Origin of the sequence: Algoriphagus aurantiacus, from assembly GCF_035156405.1 — a bacterium.
Taxonomy (GTDB): domain Bacteria; phylum Bacteroidota; class Bacteroidia; order Cytophagales; family Cyclobacteriaceae; genus Algoriphagus; species Algoriphagus aurantiacus.
In genome coordinates, this window is record NZ_JAXRUT010000003.1 from 75,334 (window position 1) to 99,276 (window position 23,943).

At 40.9% G+C, this 23,943-nt stretch carries 14 protein-coding genes; 4 read left to right on the forward strand and 10 right to left on the reverse strand.

Translation table 11 applies throughout. The features are described from left to right. Window positions 1–142 precede the first annotated feature (142 nt). The 5 genes from SYJ56_RS03985 to SYJ56_RS04005 form a co-directional block, all read right to left on the reverse strand. Window positions 143–1,381, reverse strand: coding sequence for an MFS transporter (locus SYJ56_RS03985; protein WP_323832343.1), 1,239 nt, complete (start codon window positions 1,379–1,381; stop codon window positions 143–145). 114 nt (window positions 1,382–1,495) lie between these two features. Then, on the reverse strand, window positions 1,496–4,201 hold the full coding sequence (locus tag SYJ56_RS03990; RefSeq protein ID WP_323832344.1) for a hypothetical protein: 2,706 nt from the start codon (window positions 4,199–4,201) through the stop codon (window positions 1,496–1,498). A gap of 179 nt (window positions 4,202–4,380) precedes the next feature. Then, window positions 4,381–7,854 carry a hypothetical protein gene (locus SYJ56_RS03995; protein ID WP_323832345.1) on the reverse strand — a complete coding sequence of 1,158 codons (3,474 nt, stop codon included), beginning with the start codon at window positions 7,852–7,854 and terminating at the stop codon, window positions 4,381–4,383. 127 nt (window positions 7,855–7,981) lie between these two features. Next, window positions 7,982–8,734, reverse strand: coding sequence for a peroxide stress protein YaaA (gene yaaA / locus SYJ56_RS04000; RefSeq protein ID WP_323832346.1), 753 nt, complete (start codon window positions 8,732–8,734; stop codon window positions 7,982–7,984). Window position 8,735: 1 nt separating this feature from the next. Beyond that, entirely contained in the window at window positions 8,736–14,279 is a 5,544-nt protein-coding gene (locus SYJ56_RS04005; protein ID WP_323832347.1) for a T9SS type B sorting domain-containing protein, read from the reverse strand. A gap of 83 nt (window positions 14,280–14,362) precedes the next feature. On the opposite strand from SYJ56_RS04005, the gene SYJ56_RS04010 reads away from it, so the two are divergent. Next, window positions 14,363–15,409, forward strand: coding sequence for a PorP/SprF family type IX secretion system membrane protein (locus tag SYJ56_RS04010; RefSeq protein WP_323832348.1), 1,047 nt, complete (start codon window positions 14,363–14,365; stop codon window positions 15,407–15,409). Between the two features lie 206 nt (window positions 15,410–15,615). Here SYJ56_RS04010 and SYJ56_RS04015 read toward each other — a convergent pair whose 3' ends face one another. Continuing rightward, entirely contained in the window at window positions 15,616–17,037 is a 1,422-nt protein-coding gene (locus SYJ56_RS04015; RefSeq protein ID WP_323832349.1) for a Gfo/Idh/MocA family oxidoreductase, read from the reverse strand. A gap of 190 nt (window positions 17,038–17,227) precedes the next feature. On the opposite strand from SYJ56_RS04015, the gene SYJ56_RS04020 reads away from it, so the two are divergent. Next, window positions 17,228–18,250: a ThuA domain-containing protein gene (locus SYJ56_RS04020; protein ID WP_323832350.1), complete on the forward strand. Its 1,023-nt coding sequence runs from the start codon at window positions 17,228–17,230 to the stop codon at window positions 18,248–18,250. Window positions 18,251–18,404: 154 nt separating this feature from the next. Further along, complete coding sequence (locus SYJ56_RS04025; protein WP_323832351.1) at window positions 18,405–19,256, forward strand: sugar phosphate isomerase/epimerase family protein; 852 nt, start codon at window positions 18,405–18,407, stop codon at window positions 19,254–19,256. 42 nt (window positions 19,257–19,298) lie between these two features. On the opposite strand, the gene SYJ56_RS04030 is transcribed toward SYJ56_RS04025, so the two are convergent. Both SYJ56_RS04030 and SYJ56_RS04035 read right to left on the reverse strand, forming a co-directional pair. Then, window positions 19,299–20,609, reverse strand: a complete 1,311-nt coding sequence (locus SYJ56_RS04030) for an alpha/beta hydrolase family protein (RefSeq protein WP_323832352.1) — start codon at window positions 20,607–20,609, stop codon at window positions 19,299–19,301. Between the two features lie 167 nt (window positions 20,610–20,776). After that, window positions 20,777–21,100 carry a YcxB family protein gene (locus SYJ56_RS04035; RefSeq protein WP_323832353.1) on the reverse strand — a complete coding sequence of 108 codons (324 nt, stop codon included), beginning with the start codon at window positions 21,098–21,100 and terminating at the stop codon, window positions 20,777–20,779. Window positions 21,101–21,441: 341 nt separating this feature from the next. On the opposite strand from SYJ56_RS04035, the gene SYJ56_RS04040 reads away from it, so the two are divergent. Continuing rightward, window positions 21,442–21,894, forward strand: a complete 453-nt coding sequence (locus tag SYJ56_RS04040; RefSeq protein ID WP_323832354.1) for a GNAT family N-acetyltransferase — start codon at window positions 21,442–21,444, stop codon at window positions 21,892–21,894. 54 nt (window positions 21,895–21,948) lie between these two features. Here the strand turns inward: SYJ56_RS04040 and SYJ56_RS04045 are convergent, their stop codons facing one another. Together SYJ56_RS04045 and SYJ56_RS04050 are read right to left on the reverse strand one after the other, a co-directional pair. Continuing rightward, window positions 21,949–22,404, reverse strand: a complete 456-nt coding sequence (locus tag SYJ56_RS04045) for a gliding motility lipoprotein GldH (RefSeq protein WP_323832355.1) — start codon at window positions 22,402–22,404, stop codon at window positions 21,949–21,951. After that, window positions 22,397–23,818: a PSP1 domain-containing protein gene (locus tag SYJ56_RS04050; RefSeq protein ID WP_323832356.1), complete on the reverse strand. Its 1,422-nt coding sequence runs from the start codon at window positions 23,816–23,818 to the stop codon at window positions 22,397–22,399. The genes SYJ56_RS04045 and SYJ56_RS04050 overlap by 8 nt, the downstream gene beginning before the upstream one ends. Between the last annotated feature and the right edge of the window lie 125 nt (window positions 23,819–23,943).

Consider the following 23,943-nt stretch of genomic DNA (forward strand, 5'->3'; position numbering starts at 1 on the left):
CATTCATTTCCATATCACAGGGAATTGAATGGTTTTTTCAGAATTGTCAGGTAGTATTACCCATTATCACACTAGTTCACTGGCGTCAATTCTTTGAAGAATAGAAAATAAAAAAAAGCAGCCCTAAGGCTGCTTTAATTATTTAGTGAGCTGCTGGAGCAGTATCGGGATTTTTCCCTTTTTGCCAGAAGTAGAAAATAAGAAACAGGACAATTAGTATCGCTGGGAATAGCATCATTTTTTGTAAAGTTTCTTGACCTGTTGCTAATTCTAGAGCGTCTCCAGTAAGACCGGCAGCAGCGTTTGTAGCTCTTGCATCATCAATCCATCTTCCTGTTATAGGATTATAAAAGAAGTTTGAAAGCATTCCAACTCCACCAATTATAGACATACCCAATGCCCCAGTGAGTGGAGCTCTTTGCGCAGTTGCGCCAATCATTACTGGCCAGAAAAAGCATACACCTAGACCGAATATTATAGCCGCCACATAGGCTAAAGGCCCAGTGACTGTGCTAAACATGTAAATACCTATAGTTGCAAGGACCGCACTGCCTAGCAGTACTCCTGGCTGACCAAATTTAGCAACAACCGGCCCCCCAAAGAATCGGCCTACAGCCATAACACCTGTTGTCAAAGCAAGAAGTAACATTCCGCTTGCTCCAGAACTATTTAATACCACATTTGCCCACTGTGTAGTGCCGAATTCAGTAGTAGCTGTAAAAATCATGCAAACAAATAAGAATATAAACATAGGCGAGATCATCGCTTTTAGATTTTGAGGTATTGACATAGCAGCATCTATATGCGGCTTAGGAAAAGCTTTTCCAAAGAAGAGAACTGCATAGATTACCGTAGGAATCATCAATACCCACATTTGTGTTTGCCAGTTGGCCAAAAATCCGCCCGAAAAGGTCATGAATTCTGAAATTAAACTTCCAACTACGATCCCACCAGGAAACCACATATGGAATCTGTTGAGCATTTTGTTCATTTTATCACCGGTGTACATGTCAGCGATTAGCGGATTACAAGCAGCTTCTGTACAACCGTTACCAAATCCTATAAACAGTGTAGAAAGTAATAAAGTAGTGTAGCCTCCAGCGTAAATAGTAAGAAGAATACCCAAGGTGTGCATCACAAAAGCAATTCTCATGATATTGGCTGGGCCAACTTTGTGATAAAGAAGACCTCCTAAAATCATAGAAATAGGAAAACCTAAGAACCACATGGAATTGATGAATCCGAGTTGCTCATTTGATAAATTAAATTCTGCTCCTAATTGTGGCAGAATTCCTGCTCGGATGGAGAAGGTAAAAGCGGTGGTAATGAGCGCAAAACAACTTGCGTTGAAGAGTGCTGATTTGTTGATGGTTTGTGTCATATGATAGGTTTTTGAATTTTGGGTTGTGAACAATCGATTGTAAAAGTTGAAAAATAGGAAAAATATTGCATTCAACTTTCCCTCTAATAAAAAATATTCTTCTGCATTGTGTCTTTAATCAATTACTAGTAGGGGGACAGTTTCTTTTTCTTCAAGACCATAAAGTGCGTTTCGGAGTATAATTACGACCACGTAATTTCCAGTTGGAACGTATTCCCCAGATGCTTTTCCATCCCAAGTGAGTATTGGCACTTCCAAGGGAATATCATTAGTAGATGTGTGATATATTAATTCCCCTTGACGGTTTAAGATAAATAGTTCTGCTTCGGTAATACCTTCACTCACTAGCACTCTAAAGTTCTTCTCAGGATCACCTAAGATCATAGCATTGGGATAAACTATTTGGTAGTCACAGACATCATAGGTTCTGAAGTTGTCTTCAAATTCACAACCATCTACTGTGGTCACTAGTAATCGGTAATCTCCAACCTGAACAGGATTATATAATCGCTCAGTAGATACTAACTGCTCTTCAAAAAACCATTCATACTTCTCATAATCTCCCGGATCGATAGGTGATAGTGTGTTATTCTTTAAGCATATCGGGTAGCTTTCATCCAGATTAGGAAGTGCCAAAAGCGAACTTTCCTCAACCAAAATGAAATTTCTTCCTATCTCACAGTGAAATTTATTATAGCCTACAGCTTCATAGGTTCCTGGTTCATCTACTACTATTTCCAAGAGATCATGGAATTCAGGTAGTTCTCTGCGCTGATCATTTAAATCGTAAAAAATCCATTCCGTCTCCGAAACCTCTTCTTCATCAGTAGTCAACGTGACTACAGCAAATCCAGGTTCAGGGCAAATTTTGGTGGTTTCTAGTTCCATGGGCACTGAAGTTACCGGAGGTACCACTTCAAATTCGATGGGAGCAACATCACAAAAGGCACTGCCTAATGGTTGTACAATTAAAGAAAAGATGCCTATTGTCCCGGGATAAAACTCAAGACCTCTGCCAACAATTACATCTTCTGAATTGAGCCACCTTATACTTGTCTCTTCAGGGAGAAGGCCTTCGATGTCTGCAATATATTGGATTGGATCAAAGCACCCCTTTTCTACAAGAATAGGTTCGAAGGTGATTTTTGTAGAAACGGTTACGTTGAATTCTTCTACTCTGGGACATAATGTAGATGATGGGTCATTTGATTCCGCTTTTAAGGAATAAGATCCCGCTTCAGCAAGAGCGAAGGGTTGTCCTGATTCTAAATCTTGAGTGCTTCCGTCAGGGAAAGTCAGAGTGAAAAGTAAATCTTCGGCTGTTTCGGGAATAAAATCGAAATTCTCGCAGATTTGAAAATCCTTAGGTATACTAAATTCTACCTGTGGCTGATCAGCAATGGTGAAAGATTCGTTAGGGTAAGTACATCCATCAATTACTTTCTCAAGAATGTAACTGTCTGAAGAGAGATCAAGCTCCAATAATCCACTGGTTGGAATCGCACCTGCATCGATTTGTCCTCTTGAAACAGAAAATAAGCGATATGTTCCATTTCCAATAGTTTGACCAAAATCTACTTCTATCTTTCCATTAATCACACCATCCGCAGAGCAAGTTTCTGGAAAGTTCGTTATTGTTGATGTTAGCTGGTTAGGTGGACTCGGTGTTACAGGAGGTTTTTTTGCTCCCAGTTGTACTAACTTGGTGATTTCACACCCATTTTGGGTAGTTATGATCGAATAGATCATTGGTTTTAGATTTGAGTATGTCAACACCTGGCCTGCTAAAACAGGGCTTTCAGAAACACCTAATTCGGGTATTACCATTGAATCTAGATTAGAGTTGGCGGTAATCTGAAAACTGCCGTTTTCAGTAATGCAGTCGTCTGGAGCGACTAAAATTTGGGTATCAACCGTTGGGGATTCTAAAAGCTCAAATGCAATTTTTCTTTCGGACGGGCAGTCTGGATATCTCTCGTCTACCGCACTAAAAAAGACTTCATATACTCCTGGCCCGGTAAGATCGCTTGATCCCAGGGTAATCTCAAATGCACTCCCAAGACTAGTTTTTGTGGCGGCACCACTTTTTCTAATGAACCATTCTCCAGTTAATGGAGTATCTGTTCCAATTAGGATGTTTTCGTCTTCACAGATTTTTTCGTCGGATTGGGTGATTTGAAAATCGACCGGTGGGCCTACAAATGTTGATCCATTGACGGTACAAGCCTGGGTGCCATCGGCATTAGTTAGGAATAATTCTACGAAGTGGTACCCATTATCGTAGGCCAAGTATTCATTTCCAGTTCCTAGATCTACCTGATTTCCATCTATATCCAGAGACTTCCATATAATAGTGTAATCAGAAAGATTAGGCGTAGTTGGATTTAAGGCTGTTAGTAAAACAGGTGCATCCCCACAGACTAGGTAGTCTGGCTTTAATTCCAATTCAGGACCCTTTTGTATTTTTACATCTAAACTCTCTTCGTAAAAATTCGAATCCGTGCCTCTTCTAATTTTTAAAGAAACAGTGTAGTCTCCGACTTCATTATACAAAAACTGAATGGATTCATATTGGTCACCTCCTCTTCTGCTCAATAATTCCTCTCCAGTTGACTTGGTTATTTTCCATTCATATACATCTCCTGGATCACCTCCTGCACTATAGTTGCCTATTACACCACCAATCACAATACACAAGTTAGTATCACCAGTGAGCCCTATGCCTGCATTTTTCGAGTAGGTAGTTTCGGGTTTACTTGGGCTTTTCACTGACCTCCCCAGTATGACCAAAGGCGTCAAAATAAGTATGGTCCAAGCCATGACCATTCCAATTTTTAGTACATTAAATTGGTTCTTCCATACAGAAAATTGGTCTTCGGACTTCAATTAACTTAAATTTGGGTGTGTGCAAAGATAACAATACTTGTCGTCAAAGTATTAATAGTAGGCGGTTGGCTTCAAAAAATGTTCCAATCCTATTTATACCTCTGCTACACGAATTAATCTATAATAAGAATGGAGCCAAATTCGGATTTAGAGATATTCTTTTCATAATTCTTAAAATTTATCCGCACAGCATAATTTCCGTTTGGAATAACTTTGCCATTATATGTACCGTCCCAAAGACATGTAGTTTCTTCAGAAATTAGATTGGTCTGGGAACATTGGAAAATAACCTGTCCCCATTGGTTTAGTATAACCAAATTTACTTCGTCAATAAGGTAATTGGTATATAATAAAAATTGCTTATCTGGATTTCCGAGTTGCACAGCATTAGGGTAAATTACCCTAAGTTCACATTCCTCTTCGGTAGCGAAATCAGTTTGAAATGCACATCCTTCTTCACTGTAAACGATTAGTCTATGATCCCCTATGTTAACCGGCTTATAAACCGTGTTGGTGGAAACTAGCTGATCTTCAAAGTACCATTCATAGCTGGCAAAGTTACCAGGGTTAATTGTAGGTCCAATTTGGTATTTAGGACAGATTTGATAGGTATCCTCCACTTCAGGTCTGACGATATCAGTACTTCGCAAAAGTAAAACCCTATCAAAGCCAAGATTACATTGAATTTGATTGAGCAATCTCACTTCATAAGTCCCTTCATTTATTGCTAAGATTTCTTCTTTGTTGCGTTCTCCAACCAGTTCTGATTGCTCACCAGTCGGCGAGGTATACCACCACTCTATCATAGTCACTAAGCTGAAGTCTGCCTCCGCTCGAATAGAAGCAGATGCCGAATCAGGACATAGTGGATCTGCTACTAGCATCACATCAATTGCTAACAATGGAGGCAAAACTTCAAAGGTAATGGGAGTAATATGGCATGGGGTGGCATCAGATGGTTGTACTTCTAAAGTATAAATTCCAGGTATGTCAATTGTTATAAATTCACTGCTTGCCACTTCATTACCATCCTTATCACTCCAAGATATGTCAACATCCTCAAGCGCATAATTACTAACTGATGCCTGATATATTTTTCTGCCATCACAAAATTCCTCCGATAAAATTGGTTGGAAATCAACAGCATCGGTTAAAGTGACCACAAGCTCCTTCTGCTCAGGACAGAAGGCAGTAGGACTATTTCTGTCAAATGCCAAGAATGTATAAATACCTGCATCTTCTAGTTTGAAGGATTGTCCAGAAGACTTTTCGACTACTTCACCTGTAGGAGTAGTGAGAAAGAATTCTAAATCTTGGCTTGTTTCAGGAACCAGTTCATAAAAGTCACAGATAATCAGTTGATCTGGAATTTCAAATTCTACTTTATCAGGAGTCAAATCCAGTTGAAAAGTAGTCCTTCCCAGTTCGCAATCTTTATTGATTTGCGGAATAATACTGTAGGCGGCTGCCTCATAAGTACCACCTATCCGTGTCATGATGATTTTTTGATTATTGAATTCTGGAAGCTCCTCGATTTCTCCAGCCTCATCAAATCTCCGCCATCTAATATTTGTAACAGCTTCCGGCGATGTGGTAATCAACTCCAAAATTGCTTCAGGGCCAAGCTCACATAGTTTGGTGGAATTTATTGATGCATCTACAAATAATACAGGTTCCTCAACTGTAAATTCCTTTGGAGAAATAGGACAGTTTTGGCTGTTTATTGGCTGCACTTCCAAAGAAAAGGTTCCTATTGAATTAGGGGAGAGGAAGAGACTTTGTCCTGTCCCGATAATATCTCCAATAGAATTTCTCCAATAAAAATTGGCCAAATTTTGATCAATCCCATAAATATCGGCTTCAAAAATTCTATTGCCAATCACGCAGTCTTCACTTATAAGTACTGGGTCAAATGGAATAGGATCAGCAGTGCTTACAGTTAGCTTAAGTTCTGATGGACAAACATCACTTTGATTAGGTAGTAATCCTAATAGGCTATATTCCCCACCTGCTGTGATAGTGAAAGGCTCTCCTGCATTTTTTGAGATTGTGTTTCCTGAAGGGTCGGTTAAAGTGAAAAGCAGGTTTTCTGTCGTCTGAGGAATTAGATCATAGGACTCGCAAATAGTTAGCTGTTCAGGTATCGTAAAGATAACTTGGGGTTTACCTGGGATTTCAATAAGCTCTCTAGTAGGTAATTTACAGCTATCAGAATCTAATATTTCGAAGAAATACTTTCCCCCTCCCAGCTCGATCTTAAAAGGATTGACTGAAGAAGGCAATGCTTCTTTTACTACCACATCCCCTTTTTCACTCAATATCCTAAAAGAGCCCTCTGTAGGCCCATTAATTAAATTGACATCGAATGAACCATTTTTTTTTCCGATGCTAGTACAGGATTCTGAGGTAATGTTTTCAATAGCAAAATCCAGAATCGATGGAGCGATGTCTAATGGTACTACGGCACCAAGTCTATTTTGGCATCCATTGAGATACGAATACAAGGTATACCCCCCTGATTCTAAATTTGTAATTGATATGGTCTCTCCAGCTAGAAATGGACCATAAGAAGTTCCCACCCCGCCAACAATTATTTGATCAAGATTGGTCTCTGCAATTAGTTCTAGTCCTCCATCCGGAGTGAAGCATCCGCTTGCCCCAAATGATGATACAAGAGAAATAAGAGGTTCTTGGTTATATGTGAAATTACTGATGGCTTGGGGTCTGCAGGCGGGGTTTTCGATATTTTCAAGGATGAGCTCTATACTGTACTCTCCAAAAGTGGGTAAATCAATGTTAGGCACAAGTGTAAGAGAAGATGAATTACCTTTAGGGATGGCAGTTGGCTCACCGGGAATTGTCAAAAGCCACTGGCCTTGATTTGGAGGATCGGATGTGAAGGTGATACTGCCATCACTGCAGACCGAAGCTGAACTTTTAATAATAGTTATAGCATCAAGGATTTCAACTAAAGTTTGAAGCTTGGTTTCGCATACGGGGTTTGAATCTTCATCCGGAACATAAAATGTAACAGAGTAGCTACCGGCAGTATTTACCTTTAGTGTGTTAGAGCTACCTACTACTTCGTCATTTTCACTTTTCCATTCGAAGATATAGTTTGAGAAATTAGCACTTGAAGGTGAGATGGCCTGTAGATCTAATGGCTGATCTACGCAGATTTTATAATTATTTGCAAGTGTTATAATCGGTCCATTTATGACTTCTACTTCTTTTTTAAAGTCAGCGATCACCTTACCAGCACGACTCACTTCTAACTTGATTGTGTGTGCCCCAATCTGTTCAAATGCATATTCGATAGTCTGAAAAGCCCCGGCTGGTCTTGTAAACAAAACTGTTCCATCTGGAGCTATAATTGTCCATTTATATACATCACTAGCAGAGTCTCCTCCACCGGAAAAAACACCTATTACACTGCCAAAAATATTACATAAGCCGTCCGGGCCAATTAGCTCAGGGTCGTTCAGCAACGATTGTGCACGAACCATAGCATAGCTTTTTTTATAAATATTCTCCAATGATGCATCAGCAACAAAAATTACTAATATGGAGAATATGGCGATTGCCACAGTTTTTAGGGATACTTGGGTCAAAATAGAGGCTATAAACTTAAATTTACTACCCCTAAGTTACAATTTTATACAGGTGAAAAAACAGTTGCCGTATCCAAGTATCATTTAACATGGAATTTTATACTTATCTCACAAAAATCCAATTGTTTTGATCGCTCATCTGGTCAGAATACTCATATCCTCCTCCATTGAAAGTCTTCAATTGTTCGGGATCTGCGATTCTGTTCTTGATGGCAAAATTACTCATCATTCCCCGGGCTTGCTTCGCAAAAAATCCAATGATTTTGTAGCTATCATCTTTATATTCTTTGAATTCAATGTTGATGAGCGGACTTTTTAAGGCTTTCAAATGAACAGCTTTGAAGTATTCCTGAGAGGCAAGATTCACTATAGTTTGCCCATTGGCAGCTTCGTTGATGGCTTTGGCGATTTTCTTGTCCCAAAATTCATAGAGGTTTTTTCCTTTTTTATTTTCCAGTTTGATCCCCATTTCCAAACGATATGGCTGGATCAAATCCAAAGGTTTTAATAAACCATATAGACCGGATAATATTCTTAGGTGGTCCTGAGCAAAATCAAAATCCTGTTTTGAATATTCATCCACATCAATTTTAGTATAAACATCACCTTTGAATGCCAAGATTGCCTGCTTTGAATTCTCCCTAGTAAAATTCTTCTGAAAAGTCTTAAAACGTTCATTATTTAGCTCTGCCAAATTATCTGAGATATGCATCAGCTCGCTTATTTCTGTGGCTGACTTCTTTTTCATTATTCGGACTAATGAGTGAGTGTCAGTTTGAAAATCAGGCTGTGTTGACTCTGAGAAATTTGGGGTGCTGTAGTCTAGCGTCTTTGCTGGTGAAATGAGAATAAGCATACTATTGAATTACTGTAATCGCTTTTGTTAATTTTTCTGTTATGTTTTGGTCTTCACTTGTAAACTTCACAACTACGGCATATGTTCCGTTAGGCACAAATTCTCCTTGTACTTGCCCGTCCCAAGGGCAGAATGGTTGTTGTGGTTCAATGTTCTCATGTTCACAATAGAAGATCAATTCTCCCCAGCGATTATAAATATAGACTTCCACATCATCTATATATTCATTCGCATAGAGGATGAAATTTCTATTCGGATCATTCAAAACCACTCCATTCGGGAAGACTATTTTCAACGAGCAGTCTTCTACAATATCTATTATGGTCACGTATGCACAACCTAGATTGTCAGAAACTGTAAGTTCATAAATCCCTCCCTCAGTTGGGGTATAGGCAGGAGCTTGCGAAATCTCCACACCGTTTAACTTCCAAGAGTAATTGTCATATATGCCAGGTTCAATTGTCTGCAGTACGCCTTCTAATGCGCAGATGGTAAAACCTGTGGGTACTACTGGAGGGATGATAGTAGATTGGGAAACAACACCATTGGCGCGCCCAAGATCACATCCTACACTACTCCTCAGTAAAGCTTCATAAGTCCCTTCTTGAGAGACTTCAATGATTGGCAATCCATCAAAAGCAGGAATTCTGGTTCGGGTGCCGTTCACTACTGAATACCATTCTATATCTGCCACATTGGTCATGTCTGCATCTACCATAATGGTAGTGCTGGTTTGATCTATACAGAATGGCACGATATCAAGGCTGACATCAACCCGCTCCGAAATGGCTTCAGCAGTAAATGTTTTTTTGTCAACGGGGCATAGTCCTCCAGCTACTGGCTGAACTTCAAGAGTATAATCTCCAGATCTGCTTGGGACAAAGGTTTGCCTTCTACCCACGATTATTCCCCCATTATCTTTCCACAGAAAGATCACATCGGCAGGGGATACATTGTTCAAAATTGCTTCGTATTGAATGCCAACTTGACAATCTACTATAGGAGGGGAAACTTCAAAATCTATTGGCTGTGTGATGTTTGCTACAATGGTTTCTTCTCGTGGACAATCTACACCGGTTGGATCTTCTCCTCTGACCGTGTAAGTGTCAGATTGAGTGATGGTGAATTCTCCATCTGTATCTGGAAAAATGACAGTTCCCGCGGAATTGGTCACTGTATAGTCCAATGTATCAGGAGAAGTAGGAGTGAAGGTGAAGCTTTCACAGGCAGTTAAATTTGAAGGGACAGAAAATACTACTTCAAATTTTTGAGCTACGGAATAAATAGTTGTATCTGGAATAGCGCAGCCACTCGGGTCCTGAATTTCTATAGCGTAATCTCCATAAGGAACATCGATATCAAACTGATTTGTAGATGTAAATGATCCTTGGAAGATTTGCCCATCACCTTGCCTTGTCACTACATAAGTGCCAGATTGAGGAGAGTTGGTGAAGTCTATCGTTAGCAGGCCGTTTTGAATTCCAGATAGTCCGCATACTTCCTCGGTTGGATTGACTGTATATTCAAATCCAGCTGGAGGATTACTATTCTCTACTGTGACACTTCCTGTATATGTGCAGCCAAAACTACTTTCTGCTTCAATGGTATAAACTCCGGGAAGGACGCCTGTAACTTGCACAGAGTTGCCTGCCAGTATGTTTGAGAAAGTATCTCCTGTTTCTAGAACAGTTAGTGTTTCAGCATCGGCTTGCATCGTGATTTCAAATGAGCCATCTGGCGTATCACAATCCGTAGCAGGAGTCGTTTGCATCGCTGTAAATAGCGGTAATGCATTTACCACTAAATCCAACTTTTTCTCAACGGTACATCCCTCAAGAATAGGGTCCTGAGTCACAAAAAAAATCTCATAAGCTCCGGGTCCTGGAAGAGTATTGATATAAAGTTCAAGCTCGAAGAATTCTCCTAAAGAAACTCGATTTGGATCACCATTAAGTTCATAAAACCATTCTCCGGTGGTTGGGGTGTTTGGCGCAAAAGTAACCGTTGTCTCTTCATAACACACCTCTTCGGCAGTCTGAGTAAGATCAAACTCAAATGCTGGGCCTACGAAGATTTCTGCGGTAGCTGGACAGGTTTCATAAAGTAAGGCTTCATCCTCAGAAAGTCCATCCGGTAATTTATAGCTCACATTTACAGTGTAAATACTTTCTTCATCAACTGTAATTGAATTGGAGTTTTCATCTCCAAAAACTTCTCCGGCGGCATTTGTCCATTCGAAATCATACAAGCCCTCAGCAGGATCGTATCCATCAATTGCTGTTAGTGTCACCGGATTCCCAGCACATAGGGTGGCATCATCTGCTAATGTCAACTCTGGTGGCGCTTCTACCAAGATCTCTGTACTCGCTCGGAAATATTCAGGATCACCACATCTATCCACTCTAAGCTCCACGGTGTACGTACCAGGATCATTGAAAATTTGATCCAAGCTTTGAAATTCATCCCCTGGCCCCCCATAATCACTCCGGATGATTGTACCATCATCATTGTTTGTAATAGTCCAGAAATAGCTATCTATATCTGGTTCTCCAGCACCTTCGAGAAGAGCTCCTGCACCAAGCTCCGGATCAAGACAAAGTCTGGCTGGAGCTGAGAGGCTAGGCTCTGGAATCGAACTTCCTGAATTTTGGACAAAGGAAGGGAGTCCCAAATTGGATGGTCCTGGCATGGCATCTACGCCATCCTGTGTAAAGGTGCTTTCAGAATTACAGCCAGACCCTACATTGATTTGCCCAATTCTATTGTCTCCAACTACGGCTACATAGATCTGACCATTTGGTCCGATCTGGAGAGCACCCAGATTTTTTCCCGCTGTATCACTGATTTGATTTTTGGTACTGATGATACAAGCTTCTATTTCAGCTCTGGTACTCGCTCCATCAAAGCAAGTAGGGCAAATAGCTGCATCAGGATCATCGTTATCATTGGCTTTGATGATGTATTCTTCTATTCCCGGTCCACCATTTCTATAAGAGACCAGTACTCGCTCTCCATCTTCTGAAAACTCCATTCCGTAAACTTCTCCATCACAGCCTAAATCTATACGGGCATATTCACTCATTTCACCAGTATCGCTGTCAAAATCAAAGATCTCTAGCTTATTACATCCTCCTTCTGTGATGGTGACGGCTATTTTGTCTCCATCCGAATTGAATTTCATAGCACCAACGCCTGAATTGAATCCATGATTGCTTCCCACTGAACTAAGAACCGGTTGACCAATGCCTTGAGACGAAACCGGATATGCCCGGAAGGTATTATTTCCTAGTTCGTGATACATTACCCAAGTCGTATCCCCTGCGTCCAAAGCTGCTGAATGCTCGGTAGATGGGCTAAAGAGGAAATTGTCCTTAGTTACAACATTCCCCACTCCTGTAGGATTTTCCGATTTGATATCTACCAGTGAATATTTAGCCTCGTTATTTCCATTTGAAGAAAGCTGTGAGGTAAATAGGTAGAAAAGTGTTTCCTCCCCCGGGACTGGCACTGCTATCACGCCTTGACTACTTGAATTATCTCCGCCAATATCATTACCATTCTCCATCAGAACTCCATTGAGATCCCAAACTGATTGTCCATCTGTGTAGAATAGCACTTGGCCTGCCTGATCAGAAATAGTAGTAGTCCCAGCAGGGATATTTTGCGGATGGGGAGATGCTATCGGTCGCGGAGTAGGGGCATCCGGATCATCCGGATCGGGATTAAAGTCTAGTCCTGCTCCATCTCCAAAGTACCAGATATTATTAGTCTGGTCTTCTACATCCCACATTTTAACACGAATCTCAGCATATGCGTAGCAAGAAGATCCAGGCTCGCGAACCAAAACCCAGTAAAGTCCTGGCTTGCAGACTTCATTTGCTTCCTTGCCAATCCACCCTTGATCCCGCTTATTTGACCAGAAGTATTCATAGTCTTCACCGCCGCCAGCTCCTCCACCTGGAGCTCCTCCTTCACCGTCTCCTCCTTGATCTTGTGCAGTAAGAAGTGGTTCTAAGTCAATGCAGGTTTCACAAAGTGTAGTATCCTGAGGAGAAAAATTAGCTTCCAGATTGTTTTCTGTTAAGGTGATAGGGTGAGAAACAGTCTTAGTCTCTCCATCTGCAAAAGTTACTGTTAGGGTTACATTAATGCTTTCACCTGAGGTAGCATCTGCTGGTATCATAAAATGCTCTTGGGCATAATCAGCTGGGAGCGCATTTCCCGTAGAGTCTGTAAGCGGAGGATCAAAATTCCATGCAAAACTTACTGGTCTATAGTTTTCTGGTGTTAACACAGAGGTAAGTTGAACAGGGTTGTTAGCACATGGCATTTCTGGGGCCCAAGTAAAATCAACCGTAGGCTCAATATCAGCATTTGGAGCAAAGGTGGGGAATACCGTGCCGCAGAAGTCAGTCCCTGCAAATGGATCTTCTTCTACCTCAATCAATGTCAAATCTGCTTCGTTCGGATTGGTTACTTTTCCAATCATTTGTGGACCTCCGTCTACTTCCTCATAGATGTAATAGATGCTTCCATCTGGACCTGCTTTGATATCATGGACCGCGAAAATCCCCACAGGCGGTGTGCCTGGATCTACTATAGGTATTACTTCTGGCGTAGAAGTGAGGTCAGATGTAGGTACTCGAAGTAAAGAATCTCCGGCGGAATAGTAGATGTAATTTCCGTCAGGAGAAAATTCGGCCCCACCGTAAGCCCCTGTCCCCGTAGATTGCGCTATTGGATTGGGTGATCCAAATGTTCCACCATTCGTATCAAAATCCAGTACTAAAATGGGATCAGATTCAGACTCAGGTATAATGATTAGTTGATTCGTTTCTTCATTGAATACAATCTTCTTTGGGATGGAAGAAATCCCTTGAGTGTCGGTATTGGTGAAATTTCCTTCTCCTGCATCTAGACTTCTGGAAATTAAATTTCCATTATCAAAACTGATTAAGTAGGAGGATGATGATGGGCTTTTTACTACTAGGAGAGCACCAGATCCATTTCCTATTGAAATGTCTTTTGAGGTGATTTCTCCTAATGGTCTTTCATTTCCTGTAGCTTGTCCGGGAGCATTCATATCTACCACGGCATACTGCAATTCCCCACCTAGAGAGAGGTAGAAGATATAAAAGAGCTTATTTCCATTTGGATCGTATTCCAAAAAGCCGGTAGCTACTTGTTGGACTCCGTCTATATTTCCATTTAATCCAGACCCAACACCTTGTATGGGGTTTTGGCTGTAATCGTAAACTAGTTCCCCATTAGTAAGAAAAAGAGTTTGCCCCGTAATTGGGTCAATTGCAAGCGCGGAATTGTTTTTTGTAAAGACAATTGATCCAGGAATTGACTGGACAATAGGAGTATCGCCTTTTCCGAAGGACAAATAATTGTTTTCAGTCGCTCCATCGCAATACCCGAATATCCACTCATTGTTATTAAAACCCTGCGAATACACAGTAGAATTAAATACAAATGTTGTAAATAGTAGAGTAATAGTAAAAATGTAGGTTAACCTTATGGAATTAGGGCTGCTTTTCATAATTTTCGAACTGCTTCCAAAACAACATACGTTTTGTATCGTTTAAGAAGCCTATCTGAATATTCAAATTAACGAACAAATACTTGTTACGGTCTCTGGTTTACGTTGTTTTTCTTTGTGTGGTTGGACTATTTATTGGAACCAATGCTTATGCACAGGATCCGCAATATAGCCAATATTATGCGGCGCCCCTTTACTTAAATCCAGCTTTTGCAGGATCTGAGTTGACTGGAAGAGTTGGTTTCAATTATCGAAATCAATGGCCAAGTATTGATGCACAATTCACGACATTTTCTGCCTATTACGACACCTACCTCAATGATTACAACTCTGGGATAGGCGTAATGGTTATGCAGGATACAGAAGGAGCTTCCAAACTTCGCTCTACCACCATTTCAGCAATTTATTCTTACGAGTTGAAATTGGGCGATAATGCTTATTTCCGTCCTGGTTTTCAGGCAAGTTATATCCGGAGAGAGATTGGTTTTTATGAGAATCTGATTTTCGCCAATCAAATCAATCCTAATGATCCCTTCGGTCCAATTTTTCCAGGTTCGGATATCGCAGGTTTAGGAGACCCTGTTAATATGCTTTCTCTATCTTTTGGAGGATTGTTTTTTACCGAGGACTTTTGGATTGGTGGATCAGCTCATCATGTGAATCAACCTAATCAGTCTTTTATTGATGGTGATAGCCCTTTGCCAGTTAAGTTTTCTGCCCATGCAGGCTATAGGATTCCTTTGGGTGAAGGCTCTATGCGAGGTGATTTTACCCACCTGAGAAAACAACGCTATCTTACCCCAACTATTAACTATAAAAAGCAGGGGCCATTTGAACAGTTGGATGTTGGGGCTTATTTTTATGTGGAGCCAATTGTATTCGGTGTTTGGTATAGAGGGCTTCCGTATAAGAAAGTGGAGGAGCAAAGTAACCGTGATGCAATTGTCATGATGGTGGGACTCAATCTTCTTTCTGGGTTAAATGTCGGTTACAGTTTTGATTATACAGTTTCACAATTGGGTATTCAGTCTGGAGGAGCTCATGAGTTGAGTGTGTCATGGACTTTGCCAAACAAAAATCAAGGCCAGCCGAGAAGAAGAGACACCTTGCTCCCTTGTCCCAAGTTTTAATCTAAAAATTCGGATTTACGATATACGAGGCTGCCGAATACAAAGTCCTTTTCTATATTCAATTTTTTTGACTGAAAGAGTGGATTGAAGTCCAGTTTATCGGAAGTAAAAATAACCTTAGCCTTTTTGGAAACCATTGGGAATTTCGCCGTAAAAAATAAAAAAAGCTGAAACGATTTCTCATTTCAGCTTTAAACAACTTTTCTCTATAGGCTATAAAACTCTTCCCATCCTTTTCTAGGGACTTCACCGCCTAGTAGCTGATTTGCTAGGGGATTATTAGTGATACGTTGCGTTTCTCTGTCAAATTTCAATGTTGTATTCAATTGCTGTGCTAATACACCGAGGCAGAAAACTTGGCTTAACGGGCCCGCAATCTCAAAGCGCGAACGAGTTTCTTCCTCGCCTTTGCATGCCTTCAAGAAATTAGCAAAGTGATTGGAAGGGCTTTCAGACACTTCAGGAAGCTTGCTTGCCATGTCTTTAGCTTTTTGTTCGCCTATAATTGAAAGCGTACTGCCATGAGATCCACCCTTGAACGTAAGATCTTTGCCATAAATAATTTTGCCTGGATTTAATTTAGCAGGCTGAATCTGGCCAGTGCTGGCTGCCGGTATTTCAGCATTCAATTCGGAGACCCCATAATCTTCAGGTACTGGTGGGACATTGTCCACCCCATCATACCAAGTCATTGTCATAGCAGGCATGTCTCCCCGCTCTGGGAATTTGAAAGCAAGAGTTGATGACATCGGGAAGAAGAAAGGATTGTGACCTCTTAGCATCACTGGATCTACCTCATATGGAAGACCTAAATCTAGAAACTCATGAACCGTATCCATAGTATGTGCTCCCCAGTCGCCTAAAGCGCCCATTCCGAAGTCATACCAGCATCTCCACTGGCCGTTGATAAAATCTTTGTTATAGTCATGCTCACTTCTTGCTGCCAGCCATGTATCCCAGTCTAGTGTGGAAGGAATAGCTTCAGCTTTAGGGAAACTCTTCATGTTCACATCCCAGCCATGCCATCTTCTCGGGCTATTCATATGGGCTGTCACTGCGGTCACATCTTTGATTATACCAGCTTCTTTCCAAGCCTTGAATTGGAAATAGTTGCCCTCAGAGTGTCCCTGATTACCCATTTGGGTGATTACATTATGTCGTTTGGCACTGTCCATCATGAGTGACACCTCATTGAAGGTACGGGCCATTGGCTTTTCTGTATAGACATGCTTGCCTTCAGACATTGCTAGCATAGTAATAGGAAAATGCGAAAAATCTGGCGTTGCCACCGTAATAGCTTCAAATCCATTTCCATACTCATCAAACATCCTTCTAAAGTCCTGAAACCGCTTTGCATTCGGGAACTTGTTTATGATTTCTGTAGTATGAGGAGCCCCCATATCCACATCGCAAAGTGCCACGATATTACACAGGCCTGTATTGTAAAGGTCATTGATGATCTGTGCACCTCTGTTTCCTATACCACAACATGCGAGATTTACTTTATCACTTGGAGCAATATGTCCCATAGACTTACCAAGTACGGTGGAAGGAATGATTGAAATTCCACCAAGGCCGAAAGCGGCAAGGGAACTGGTTTTTAGAAAGTTTCTTCTGTCCTTTTTCATATTTTAGGGTATTTTGGGAGTTCAAATTGTTTTTTGAATGAGAAAGTAAAGATTTTTTACCGCTAGTCTATTTATTTTTCTGTTGAAAGGCGAAAGAATTAACGGAATCGATACCGAAAGAGAAATTTGAATACAGGATGAAAACCCTTGAAAGTTTTGCTATTTTCCCAATTCAATCCTCCATAAACCTATGAATAATTCATTCATCAAAAAGTATGCATTGTTATTAATTTTGATAGCAGTTCTTTCAATTCCTTATGTTTCAGCGCAAAACGGAAAAACCTTTCTTCAATTTAAAGGGAAAGATGGTCCGGGTAAAGGCAAGAATGTGGTGCTCATCTCAGGTGACGATGAGTATCGATCTGAGGAGTCAATGCCGATGATGGCCAAAATACTTTCTAAACATTATGGTTTTAATACGACAGTGTTATTCCCCATCGAACCTGAAACCGGAAATATTGTACCAAGCTATCAAACCAATATTCCGGGTTTGGAGCATTTGGCAACTGCTGATTTGGTAATAATGCTCATCCGATTTCGTGACTTGCCTTTGGATCAAATGCAGCATTTGGAAGACTATTTCAAATCAGGCAAACCTTTCATTGCCCTGCGTACCTCTACACATCCTTTTGCCATCAAAGACCAGAATTCTCCTTTTGCCAAATGGACTTGGGATAGTAAGGTTGCCGGTTGGGAAGGTGGATTCGGTCAGCAGATCATCGGTGAAACTTGGATCAATCACCATGGAATTCATAAATCCGAAGGAACAAGAGCTTTGATAGATGGGGTAAATCGCGATACAGATCACCCGATCTTGCGTGGGGTCGATGACATCTGGGCTCCGACGGATGTATATTCGATTAAGAATTTACCAACAACGGCCAATGTACTTTTATATGGACAGTCCACTGCAGGAATGACTCCAGAGGCACCGTTGATGTGGGATAAGTCGATAATGCCGATTGCCTGGACCAAGGATTATTCGCTGGACGGTGGGAAAACAGGTAAGGTATTGGGAAGTACGCTAGGGTCATCAATTGATTTCCAAGTGGAAGATATGCGTCGCTTGATCGTGAATGCTTCTTTTTGGCTATTGGATATGCCTGAGGTGATTACTCCAGAGTTATCGGTGGATATAGTCGGAAATTATGAGCCAACCATGTTTGGTTTTGATAGCTTTCGGAAGGGAATGAGGGTAAGTGATTTTAAGTAAAAAGAATCCCCCTTGCCCCCTTTGTAAGGGGGAATTGCCATCATAAAATTTTAAACCATCAATTTCGAACGTATTGTTTTAATTGAAAGAGTGAAGTTCAGGAAAACCACTCCTCCTTTTGAAGGGGGCAGGGGGATTTAAAAAAAGATATATAATGAACAAAATAGGATTTAATGTACTGGCCTGGTCTGCTGAGATGTCGGAAGAGCTATTGCCTGTTCTCGATCGTTTGAAAAAGATCGGATATGACGGGGCGGAGTTTTTTATCGGAGGTTCGCCGGAAGCATCCTTCAAATTGATAGGAAGGCATTGTGCAGATATAGGATTGGAAGTGACGGCAGTGACGGTGATGGGGGCTGATCAAAATCCAATCTCTCCTGATGCTAAAGTCCGGGCAGCAGCCAGCGAACAACTTAAATGGGTGATTGATCGAGCGGCGGATTTGAATGCACAGGTCCTTTGCGGTCCATTTCATTCCGGATTTACGGTTTTTGCATCACGCGAACCGATAGAAGAGGAATACAATTGGTCTGCTGAAGTTCTCAACGGAGTTGCTGATTACGCACAAAAATCTGGTGTATTATTGACTCCCGAAGCGCTGAATAGATTCGAATGCTACCTCTGCAATACTATGGAGCAGCTTTCTTATTTACTGAAGAAAGTAGCTCATCCAAATGTCCAGGCGATGTTTGATACGCACCATGCAAATATCGAAGAGAAAAAGCTTGGAGATGCTATTAAGTTTATTGCGCCTCAATTAGGACATTTTCATATATCTGAAAATGACCGTGGCACACCAGGATCTGGTCATGTGAATTTTGATGAAACATTCAAAGCACTGGCTGATATCCAGTACAATGGCTGGCTGACTATCGAAGGCTTTACCAGAAATGATCCTGCTTTTGCCAACTCCATCGGTGTGTGGAGGAATTTCTCTGAGCCTTGGGATATGGCAGAGAAAGGATATGAGTTGATCCGTTCGATGGGAGAGAAGTATGGGTTGTAGAAAAAATATAGCCCACTATTTAAATTGTGGGCTATATCACTTTTATGGATTGGCCGGTTTATGATCCATTTCTAAACCAACGGTAGTTCGAGGCTTAAAGCCGGGCCATTCTTTCTTTTCAGCATCTTCTTTGACATCCAAATATGATTTATAGTCTTCTTCTCCTTTGAGGTAAAAACTTAGAAACGCTGTGACAAAATGTTGATTAATATTGTTGATTCTACGCATATCCCAAACAGAATCTGCATATCTCAAATATTCATCTATATGTCTGGCTGAGTCAAGAGATTCTGCCGGGGCAGGATTTGGGGCTACATTGTGACGAGCATTAATGTAGGTAAGTAGGTACCTCTCAGAGTTTACTGCTCCGTCATAAATTGCTTTGATACCCTCTTCATAGCCAGAGATATCATCTTTACTTCCTGCAATAAATAGTGAAGGGATTTTGATGCCAGCCAACCCTTCGGCATTCCAAACTCCTCGCTGCATACCCCAAGGAGCAAAAGCTACTACAGCCTTGATTCTTGGATCGATCGATGCCTCAAATTCCGGATTTCCTGCAGTTCGCTTCATTAAAGCGGTACTTCCGCCGGCCATTGCTCCAACTAGTTGAGCTGCTTGCGGACTGTATCCTGCACCTACTACATTGATTGCTCCATAGCCTCCCATCGAATAGCCGATTAATGCGGTGTTATCTGAGTCCACTAGACCCTTTAAAAAGGACCCATCTTCCTGACCCAATCTTGCGATTTCATTAAGGACAAAAAGATCATCCAGTGAACGATTGAGAAGGGTACTTTGAAATCCGGCTGCATCGCGAAAGGTTGATTCTGTATGGTCTATTGCTACGACTAGATAACCTTTTGAGGTAAGATTCTCTGTCAAATAAGTCATCAAATATCTGGAACCTGTATATCCATGCGAAACGATCACTAAAGGAAAAGGATCATCACTGAAGGCCGGTTTTGCATTTCTTGTTGCTCTGCCTTGAAAAGTAAATGGAATTATAGGTCTTGTTGGTGAACCATTCTGTCCCATTACTTCATCGTAAGAAATTAATTCACTTGATCCGGCTGTAGCTTCTGCAGGATACCAAACTTCAATCTTCAGAGGTCGATTGTAAAGCGAATCCTCGCCTTTTTTATAGTTAAGGATATCTACCTGATCATTATGAATTAAATCCAATGTTTGAACGCCAACAGCATATTCGCCTCGTCCTGCCAACTCTGGTGCATCAGGCAATAGATCTCCATACACAAAGGGTTTGGAAGCAGACTGCGAAAAGCTTAAAGAGATTGAGCTTAAAAACAGAATAGGGGTAAAAATTGAGGCAAAAAGGTGTTTCTTAGTCATTTTGGGTGGAGGTTTAGGTTTACTGGTTGAAGATGAGAAGTCTTGGAAATCAGCCTGTTTTGATGTGGCTTTAAACATCCGCAATTGCACCTACCTTTTAATCTCTCTTTATTATAAAGTAGTTCTTGTATCTTCATTTCTACAAAGATGTGATGCAGCATTCAAACTTATTCAAAAAGCCGATATGGTTTGATTGAAGTACTATTAGATCTGGTGTCATTTATCCAATCTTCAAATTCCCGCGCATAGTACTCAGGTTTCAAAATTCTTTTTGGAACAATTAAAGCTGATAAATTAGATAAATAAATATAGAAGCTATGTCGGTCATCTAGAATCTTATCAATCTCGTTGATACTAACTTCTCCTTCAGAGTTTCGTCCAGACCATTGAATATTATCCTCATTAAAAGCCATTATTGTTTCACCTATGACCTTTTCATTCTTTTCATTTTTTAGAAATTTCTCGACCTTGCTCTTAATTATTAAAATCATTAATGGTTTGGCTATGAAAAAACCAAAAGCAAGAAAGACTAAACCTATAAAAAAAAGAAGATTAAAGTTTTGGTCAGAGAAGATGAATGAAGTGAAGGGAAGAAAGAATGAAATAAATCCGAAATTAAGTCTTTGTTTAAATCTGAAATTTTCTTTTTCAGGTGAATACCCTCATTGAACTTGTAGAATTCGTATAGATCATCTTTGTGAACATCAAACTTTAGTTTCATATGTCTTCAAACAAAAATATCATCAAATTTAGAACTTAAGTCCACTTAACGAAAATTAGTCAACTAATCTATTTCTCACTTTCTCTTCTTATAATTTTTTATCTTCAATCCATGATCACAGTCACTCGCACAAACTCTTCCAATCCAGACTTTGTAGCCTTAGTAAAGCTTCTGGATGCTTATCTCGCAGAAAAAGATGGACGAGACCATGACTATTACAATCAATTCAACACTATAGTTATGCTGAACCACGTGGTGGTTTGCTCAGAAAATGGGATTCCTGTAGCATGCGGAGCAATCAAGGAATTTGATGCAGATGCTATGGAAGTGAAACGGATGTTTACCTCGCCAGAGGCCAGGGGGAAGGGGTTGGCTTCCCGTGTTTTGACGGAATTGGAAAACTGGGCTGCCGAACTGGGGTATAAAAGCTGCGTACTTGAAACGGGCAAAAGGCAAGTGGAGGCGGTAGCATTCTATAAAAAGAAAGGCTATTCCATCATTCCAAATTATGCACAATACATTGGAATTGAGAATAGCCTTTGCTTTATAAAAGAATTGAAATAATCGTCTTAGGTAAACTGCGTAAACTTATGAGAAGGGTCGCAGACAATCAGAACTCTATTCCAGAATTTTAATTCCCACAGCTTCTATTCCAGGCAACTGGTCTTGACGCATGTACTGCAAGAGTGTTATGCTTTTGGTTTGCTGATCAAATAGGAAAGGAAGGGTATCATAGCGTGTGTAGGAACTTCCAAATCCCTCACCGAGCGGTTCGCCAGATTTAGGATCGAATAGCAAGATATTTACCAGCTTATTGTCTAAAATCACACCCGATGAATCCTTACTGATCACTCTCAGGTAACAGTTAGAAAATGCATATTCCTCGTTAAACTTCACTGCCACCAGATTAGGGGAATTAATCAGTTCCACTTCTCCCAACTCGAAATTAAGGCTATCTGTGATGCCCCAATTTTGATTTGGTAGGCTTCGAAAATCCTCGTAAATCCGCCCGTCTGTACAAGCACCAATTACAAGAAATAGCAGTATAAACAGGCAGTGCTTTACCTTATTCATTCTCTGGTTTATTTGGATTTAGCCCTTGGTTTTTTCTTGGTGGAAATTTCTTCTTTCCTTGAGGTTTTGGCTTAGGTACTCCTGCATTTGCATTCCCTGTATTCCCGTCATTACCTTTTGGCTTTTGCACATTTTGCCTTTTTTGAGGGCCATTAGCTGCTTTTGGCTGCTGAGGTTGAGTTTGAGGAGGAGATGCCTGGCCAGCATTTGCTTCAGGATTTCTAGGCTTATTTCTGTTTTTGTTATTTCTACGTTTTTTCGGCTGGTCTCCCGCAGGTCTCTGACTTTGAGGAGTATTTTGCTGCTGAGGTTCAGCTTGATTAGGCTTTACATCAGAATTATTAGATGCTTGAGATGCTTGTTGATTTCTATTACCTCCAACGTTTTTATTCTGTGGTCGTGGCTTTTTCTTGCGTTTTGTACTTGAGTTAGCAAATTTCTTATCCAAAAGTTCCAATTCCCGAGTTGATTTAGCTGCCAAATCTTCAATTTCTGAAGCTTCATTGTAGCGAAGCGTAAAGACCTTTTTGCCGCTTTCATTGATTGCCTGTATCTCTTTCACACGCTCGCAAGTGATGCTGTGCCAGTCATTATCGTTGTTATAGCTGAACCACATCAGCTTACGGAAAATATCTGTCTTCTGAAGCTTAGCTGGGCCAGATTCTGTCTGAAGTGGACGGTCGATGGCTGGGATATCTTTGATTGCATCCATGTAAGTGTCCAATTCGTAATTGAGACAGCATTTCAGCCTTCCGCATTGACCACTCAGTTTTCCAGGATTCAGGGAAAGATTCTGATACCTGGCAGCAGAGGTACTTACATTTTTGAAGTCCACCAACCAGGTAGAACAGCAAAGCTCTCTACCGCAAACTCCGATCCCTCCCAGTCTTCCGGCTTCTTGCCTTAGACTGATCTGACGCATTTCCACACGGATTCTAAACTCTCCTGCGAGGACTTTGATCAATTCACGGAAATCAACACGATCATCCGCTGAGTAGTAGAAAGTGGCTTTGGAATTATCCGCCTGATATTCTATATCAGACATTTTCATTTTGAGCCCTAATTCTTCTACAATTTGGCGGCATCTATATAGGGTAGGGATTTCCCGGTTTTGAGCCTCTCCCCATTTTTCCATGTCCTTTTGATTCGCGACACGGTATATTCTCAGGATTTCATCGTCATCCCTGATTTTTCTTTTCTGCATTTGCAGGCGAACTAGTTCACCCTGAAGTGATACGTAGCCAATGTGATGTCCACTCGGGACGTCCACTACTACGGGATCACCGGTATTTAAGGCAAGAAAATCTACATTACGATAGTATTCCTTTCTTCCACCTTTGAACTTGACTTCGACAATGTCAAAGGTGTCCACCTCGGGAATCCCCATGTGAGATAGCCAATCGAAGACATTCATTTTATTACAATCACTCGTCCCGCAACTGCCATTGCTTTGGCAGCCTCCGGTACCTCCCGAGGAGGTTGAGCATGTGCTACATCCAGACATAATATATAGACAGGGCAAAGCCCTGGTTAGTTTTG